Genomic DNA, 6,960 nt, shown 5'->3' on the forward strand with positions numbered 1-6,960 from the left:
CCACGAGGGCGAGGTGCTGCACCGCGACTCCACCGGCAGCCTGCAGACCGTCCGACCGCGCGAACTCGGCCTGATGACCTCCGGCCGGACGAGGCGCTGCTCGCCGCCATCGGCCGTCCCGGCGGCGGGCGGGCCCGGCGCGGCGCGGGCACGGACGCGACGCTCGCCGTGTGCCGGCTCGTCGCGGCCGACGCGCGGATCGCCCTCGCCGAGTCGGAGTCCGTCGAGGCCGCCGGGACCGGCACCGGTCAGGACGAGTCCGATCCCGTCGAACGGATCGCGCTCGCCTCGCGGGTGCGCACCCGCGAGGTCGGCCTGCGCGGCCGCTGGTGGCGGGAGAACTGCGGCCCCCTGGTGGGCCGGCGGGAGCACGACGGCGCGCCGGTGGCGCTGCTGTGGCGGCGCGGCGGCTATGTGGCGGTCGCGCCGGGCGGCGGGCACCGGGAGCGGATCGACGAGGACAGCGAGGGTGCCTACGAGCGGCGGGCCGTGATGTTCTACCGGCCGCTGCCCGAGGGCCCGGTGGGGCTGCCGAGGCTGCTGCGCTTCAGCACCCGCGGCACCCGCCAGGAACTGCGGGCGCTGCTCCTCGGCGGCCTCGTCTCGATGGTCCTGGGCGCGGCCGTGCCCACGGCCACCGGGCGGGTCCTCGGCGAGTACGTGCCGGCCGCCGAGAACGACCTGATCGTGCAGACCGCGGTGGCGCTCGTCGCCGCGGCCGTGGTCGCCGCCGCGTTCGGCCTGCTGCAGAGCGTCGCCCTGCTGCGCCTGGAGGGCCGCATGGAGGCCGCCCTGCAGCCCGCCGTCTGGGACCGGCTGCTCCGCCTCCCCGCCACCTTCTTCACCGGCCGCTCCACCGGCGAACTCGCCAACGCGGCCCTGGGCATCGGCGCCGTCCGCCGCATGCTGGCGGGCGTCGCCCCCGTCTGTGTCCAGGCCGCCACCGTGGGCACGATGAACGTGGTCGTGCTGCTCGTCCTCAGCCCGTCCCTCGCGCTCGTGGCACTCGCCCTGCTGCTCGCCGTCGGCGCGGTCTTCCTGGGCTTCGGACTGTGGCAGCTGCGCTACCAGCGCCGGCTCGTCGAGCTGAACAGCAGGCTCGACAACCAGGCCTTCCAGACCCTGCGGGGCCTGCCCAAGCTGCGGGTCGCCGCGGCCGAGAGCTTCGCCTACGCCGCCTGGGCGCGGGAGTTCGCCCGCACGCGGGTGCTCCAGCAGCGCGCCGGCCGGATCCAGAACACGCTCACCGTGCTCGGCGCGGTCTGTCTGCCGCTGTGCACCCTGGTGATGTTCGCGCTCCTCGCGGGCCCGGCCCGCGGCGTCATGTCCGCCGCCGAGTTCCTCACCTTCTCCACCGCGCTCACCATGCTGCTGTCCGCCGTCACCCAGGTGACCGGCGCGCTGCTCTCCGTCGCCGCCGTGCTGCCCGTCTTCGAGCAGGTCGCGCCGATCCTGCGGGCCGCCCCCGAGGTCCGCGGCGGCGCCGCCCGCCCCGGCCGGCTCGGCGGCGCCATCGAGGCCCGCCAGCTGTCGTACCGCTACAGCGACGACGGTCCGCTCGTCCTCGACGGCGTCGACGTGCGCGTCGGGGCCGGGGAGTTCGTCGCGATCGTCGGCGCCAGCGGCTGTGGCAAGTCCACGCTGCTGCGGCTGCTCATCGGCTTCGACCGTCCCACCGAGGGCAGCGTGCTGTACGACGGCCAGGACCTGGCCGCCCTCGACCGGGCCGCCGTGCGCCGCCAGTGCGGCGTGGTGCTCCAGCACGCCCGCCCGCTCACCGGCTCGATCCTCGACTGCCTCCGCGGCACCGAGGCGTTCTCCCTGGAGGACGCGTGGGCCGCCCTCGCGATGGCGGGGCTCGCCGAGGACGTCCAGGCCATGCCGATGGGCCTGCACACCATGCTCTCCGACGGCGGCGGCACGCTCTCCGGAGGCCAGCGGCAACGCCTGATGATCGCCCAGGCCCTCATCCGCAGGCCGCGGATCCTGTTCCTGGACGAGGCGACCAGCGCGCTGGACAACGAGGCACAGCGAGTCGTCATCGAGTCGACGCGGGCGCTGCGCGCGACCCGGATCGTGATCGCCCACCGGCTGTCCACGGTGATGGGAGCCGACCGGGTGATCGCGATGGCGGACGGCCGGGTCGTGCAGCAGGGCACGCCCGCCGAACTGCTCGCGGACCCGGCGGGGCTGTTCCACGAGCTGGTGCGGCGGCAGCTGCGCTGAGACACCCCGAGGGCGCCGGGTCTCGCCCGGCGCCCTCGGTGTCTGTCGCGTCCTGCGTCAGCAGCCGCTGGTCAGCCAGCGGCAGGCGGTGATCAGCGCGGCGGCGTGCTCCTCACCGCGGGCGTCCTCGGTGCGGACCTCCTCGGGCAGCACCTGCAGGGCGTCGATGTCGTGCTCCATCATGGCGAACTCCTCAACAGTCGTATGTCGTACGGGATGGGTGCCGGGCCCCGGACGGGGCCAGGCTCCGCCGGCCGGCGGCCGGCGGAAACTCGGTCGGGCTGTCCGTCAGCCCTCGGGAAGCCAGGCGCGGGGGCCGCCGCAGCGCAGCCGGAGCAGCGTGGAGAGGCTGCCGGCCAGCCCGGTCGCGTACTCCGCGAGCACCGTCCTGCGGTTCTCGTCCGGCACGAGCAGCCGGCCGTCGCGCAGCACCGCATGCGCGGCCAGATGCTCCACGAGCAGCTCGGCGCCCGCGCGGTGCCCCTCGTCGCCGGTCAGCTCCGCGGCGTCGAGCAGGAACTCGGCGTTGCCCGACAGCCCGTGGCAGGTCGCGGGCGAGTCGGTCGCCCGGCCGGCGAGGACGGCGCGGGCGGCGCCCTCCACCAGCTCGCGCAGCGCCGGATCGGTGCGCCCGCCGGCCTGCCAGAGCCGCACCAGGAACGTGCCGGCCCCGGACGAGCCGCTGCACCAGTGCCGCGCGAGCTCCGGCGAGTCCGACAGGTGCCGGGCCCGGTCCACCGGCCACAGCGTCCCGGCGGCGCCGCTCCGGGCCGCCGCCGCGAGCGTGGCGCCCGCCTCGGCGGCGGCCGCACGGAAGGCGTCCTCGCCGGTCGCCGCCGCCGCGAGCAGCAGGAACGTGCCCACTCCGGCCACGCCGTGCGCGAAGCCGTAGTGCCAGGCCCCGGCGAGCGCGGAGTCGAAGTCCTCCGGCACCGGCCAGAACAGCCCCTCGGGAGTGTGCCGGCCCGCCTTGAGAAGCCCCGCGGCGGCCTCGCCGGCCCGGTCGAGGAACCGCGGGTCGCCGGTGGCCCGCCAGAACCGCAGCTGGGTGAGACCGGAGCCGGCCGCGCCGTGACACACGTCGGGGTTGGGCCAGCGCACGGGCAGGGCGAGCGCCGACTCGGCGGCCCGGTGGGCCAGTTCGGCGTCGTCGAGCGCCTGAGCGGCGTCGAGCAGGGCCCAGGCGGTGCCCGCCCGCCCGAAGTGCAGCCCCGGAAGACCGCCGGGGACGTCCCGCTGCCGGTCCGCGGTCCAGCGCGCGGCGCTCCGCAGACCGTCCCGCAGCGGCTCCGCGTCGATCCCGAGCTCGTCCGCGTGCCGCAGGGCCCGGGCCAGTACGGCGACGCCGCCGGCCGATCCGTGCTGCAGCGCCACCGGGTCGCAGGTCTCGCCGAAGGAGTCGGAGCTCCAGAGCCGCTCGGGGTCGTCGGGCCGCATGGTGACGAGGAGGTGAGCGATCCCGTCACGGAGAAGGCGGTCGCGGACGGCGTCGGGGGTGCGGGTGTCGGGCGCGGCGTCGGGGCCGCGGGTGGCGGGCGCGGGGTCGGGCGTGCGGGTGGGGCGGTCAGGCGCGGGGTCGGGGGTGCAGGTGTCGGGCGCGGCGTCGGGGCCGCGAGTGGCGTGGTCGGGCGCGGGGTCGGGGATGCGGGAGGAGTGGTCGGGCGCGGGACGCGGAGTGCGGGTGGGGCGGTCGGGCACGGGATCGGAGGTGCGGGAGGCCGTGGCGGAGGCCGCGCCCGGAGCCGGGTCGTCCTCCGCCCCCTGTGCGCCCAGCGCCCTCACGAAGTCCCTCGCGCGCTCCAGGTCCCAGCGGTCCGCCGCCTCGTCCCGCATCAACCCGCGTATCAGCGGCGCGAACCGGGCCACCGGCGGCAGGTCGCGCGCCAGCAGTTCCACCAGGGCCGCCAGGCGCTCCTCGTCCGGTCGTGCCCCGCCCTCCGGCTGGTCCGGCGCGAAGAGCGGGTCGGCGCCGCTCAGCGCGTGGAGGATCGTCGCGCCGAGCGCGTAGAGGTCGGCGGACGGCGGGAGCCCGGGGGCGACCTGGTCGAGGTCGCGGAGTTCGGGGGCGGTGTAGCCGGGGGTGGCGCCCAGGATCCAGCGTTCGCCTTCCCGCGCGGCCATCTCCAGGTCGATGAGGAGGAGCCGGCCGTCGGGGGTGACCATGACGTTGTTGGGGCCGAAGTCGTGGAGGGTGACGTCGAGTCCGTGCGCGGTGGCCACGAGCTCGACGAGCTGCCACACGAGGGAGGCGGCCGTGCGCCCGTCGGGGCAGGCGGTGCCCTCCCGGGCGAGCCGGTCGGCGACGGCGCGGCGCAGGGTGGTGCCCGGGACGGAGCCGGTGGCGAGGAAGACGCTGCCCTGCTGCTCGAAGACCTCGACGAGGGGCGGGACGAGGTCCGGGGCGGCGGCGCCGAAGCGCCCGAGGAGGGCGGCCTCGCGGCGCAGCAGGTCGCGCACGTCGAGTCCTTCGAGGCCGGCGCCGACGTGCGGCCGGGCCTGTTTGACGACGACGGGGGCGCCGGTGCGGGTGTCCTCGGCGCGGTAGACGCCGCCCTTGTTGGAGTGCTGGATGGCGCCGCGGACGACGTAACGGCCGGCGAGCAGTACGGGCTTGGCGGTGCCGGTGCTGCGGGCGGGCGCGGGCGCGCGGTCGGGGAACGGGTCGCCGGCCCAGGCGGGCGGGGAGTACCAGGCGTTGCGCTGGTCGGCGACGGGGCGGCCGTCCGGGTCGGTGAGGCGGGCGGCGAAGCCGCCGTCGGCGGTGAGTTCGCGGACGCCGGCGAACACCCCGTACCGGTAGGAGACCTGGCTGTCGGGCCGGTAGCGCCGGTCGGAGAGGACGGCGGGCCCAGGCAGGCCGACGGTGACCCGGTGCAGCTCCTCGGCGAGCTGCCGGAAGCGGTCGTCGTCGGCCGGGTAGACGGTGAGGAACTTGCCGCCTCCGCCGCGCGCCGAGCGCCCGGACACGAGCGCGGCGACCCGGGCGGGGCTGCCGGCGAACTTGAAGGCGGTGCCGTGGTCGACGAGCACCTCGGCGCAGCGGGCGAGGACGAGCGGCGCGGAGAGCGGGGTCGCGGAGACGTGGAGCTTCCAGCCCTGGGGGCGGCGGACCGCCCCGGCGGGGACGACGTGGCACCAGAACTCGCCCTGGTCGACGCTCCATTCGCCCGGGCCCCCGCCCGCGCCGGCGGCAGCGCGGCGGGCGAGGACGGCGCGGACGAGGTCGGGGAGGAGGGCGAGGTCGGCGGGGTGCTCGGCGCGGGCACGGCGGGGGTACGACACGGGACTACAGCTCCGGCCGCGTGTAGTGGTCGCCCCAGCTGGTGTCGAGGGGGTCGGCGCCGACCGTCCGCGTCGTGTCCGTCATGACGTCGCCCCGGGGCCCGGCGGCGAACCCGGCGGCGAGGCCGACGCCGACGACGAGGGCGGCGACGGCGAGGAGACGGCGGACGGCTGCGGACATGGGCGGGCTCCAGGGTTCGGGAGACGTGGGACAGGGGCGGGCACCCGCGTTCGGCGGGTTCGCTCCGAATGACCGGCGAAGGGCCGGTGCGACGGGTTTCGGCCCGTCGGACAACCTCAGTTCACCCTGGCGAGTCCGCGTGGTCCAGGGCCGCGACCTGGCAATACCCTGCATGGCACGGAAGTAGCAGGGCCGCGAAGCGGGGGGAATCCGCACATATGACGCACATAGGGACCGATATCGATGAAATCCCGCGACTGGACGCGCATGCCGTCGCCGTCTTCGAGTACGTACTGGCCCGGGGCAGCCTGATCCGCTGGCCTCCCGACGTGGTGCCGGTGCTCGGCCTGAGCCAGGAGGAGGTGGAGGCCGCGTCCCGCAGACTGCTGCGGCTGCGGCTGCTGCGGCCGGCGCCTGGCCGGCCGGAGGAGCTGATCCCGGTGAGCCCGGACGCCGCCGCGGCGGAGGTGATCGGCCCGCTGGAGGCGCAGCTGGCGCGGGCCGCGACGCGCGCGCAGTCCGTACGCGACGAACTGCACTCGCTGATGCCGCAGTACCGGGCCGCGCGGAAGGCGCAGGGCCGTCGGCAGGGCTTCGACGTGCTGCCCGACATGGCCTCGGCGTCGGCGATGCTGACGGAGGAGGCGGAGCGCTGCCGCGAGGAGGTGTTCAGCATCCAGCCGGGTGGCGGGCGGGCCCCGGACCGGCTCGGCGCGGCCCTCGAACGGGACCTGGCGATGCTGCGGCGCGGGGTGCGGATGCGGACGCTTTACCAGCACTCGGCGCGCTCCAGCCTGTCCACGCAGGGGTACGTGGAGCGGCTGACCGAGTCGGGCGCCGAGTACCGCACGGCGGCCGAGCTGCCGGACCGGGCCGTGGTGTTCGACCGCTCCGTGGCCTTCCTGCCGCGCCGCGTCGACGGCGGTACGGGCGAGGGCGCCGTCCTCGTCCGCGACCCCGACGTCGTGGCGTACCTGTGCCGCGTCTTCGACCAGGCGTGGTCGGGCGCGGTCCCGTTCCACGGCACCAGCGAGGCCGCCTACAAGGACGTCGGCCCGAGCCTGCGCCGCGCCCTGGTGGGCCTGCTCGCCGAGGGCGCGAAGGACGAGGTGATCGCCCGCCGCATGGGCATGTCGCTGCGTACGTGCCGCCGCCACATCGCGGAACTGCTTGAGGAGCTGGGCGCGGAGAGCCGCTTCCAGGGCGGAGTGCTGGCGGAGCGCGCCGGCCTGACGACGCCGGCGCCTGTGCGGACGCCCGCGCGGGCGTCC

Annotated in this window: 5 protein-coding genes; 2 read left to right on the forward strand and 3 right to left on the reverse strand. The window is 76.5% G+C overall.

Features of this window, described 5'->3' with window-relative positions:
* On the forward strand, positions 1-2,226 hold a 2,226-nt coding region (locus ACWEV0_RS35265; RefSeq protein WP_453153896.1), incomplete at its 5' end, for an NHLP bacteriocin export ABC transporter permease/ATPase subunit.
* A gap of 57 nt (positions 2,227-2,283) precedes the next feature.
* On the opposite strand, the gene ACWEV0_RS35270 is transcribed toward ACWEV0_RS35265, so the two are convergent.
* The 3 genes from ACWEV0_RS35270 to ACWEV0_RS35280 form a co-directional block, all read right to left on the reverse strand.
* The gene (locus ACWEV0_RS35270; RefSeq protein ID WP_403790560.1) at positions 2,284-2,409 is read right to left on the reverse strand and encodes an ALQxL family class IV lanthipeptide; all 126 of its coding nucleotides are present in this window, start codon (positions 2,407-2,409) and stop codon (positions 2,284-2,286) included.
* A gap of 105 nt (positions 2,410-2,514) precedes the next feature.
* Positions 2,515-5,508 (reverse strand): class IV lanthionine synthetase LanL, encoded by a 2,994-nt coding sequence (gene lanL, locus ACWEV0_RS35275; RefSeq protein WP_453153897.1) that lies wholly within the window; start codon positions 5,506-5,508, stop codon positions 2,515-2,517.
* 4 nt (positions 5,509-5,512) lie between these two features.
* On the reverse strand, positions 5,513-5,689 hold the full coding sequence (locus tag ACWEV0_RS35280; protein ID WP_453153898.1) for a hypothetical protein: 177 nt from the start codon (positions 5,687-5,689) through the stop codon (positions 5,513-5,515).
* A 218-nt stretch (positions 5,690-5,907) separates the two neighbouring features.
* Here ACWEV0_RS35280 and ACWEV0_RS35285 point away from each other — a divergent pair.
* On the forward strand, positions 5,908-6,960 hold a 1,053-nt coding region (locus tag ACWEV0_RS35285; RefSeq protein WP_453153899.1), incomplete at its 3' end, for a DUF6879 family protein.

Source organism: Streptomyces sp. NPDC003943 (assembly GCF_053605265.1).

Coding starts and splice junctions, on each gene's coding strand:
- ACWEV0_RS35270 (WP_403790560.1), bottom strand. CDS start 2,409: ATGATGGAGCACGACATCGACGCCCTGCAGGTGCTGCCCGAGGAGGTC.
- ACWEV0_RS35280 (WP_453153898.1), bottom strand. CDS start 5,689: ATGTCCGCAGCCGTCCGCCGTCTCCTCGCCGTCGCCGCCCTCGTCGTC.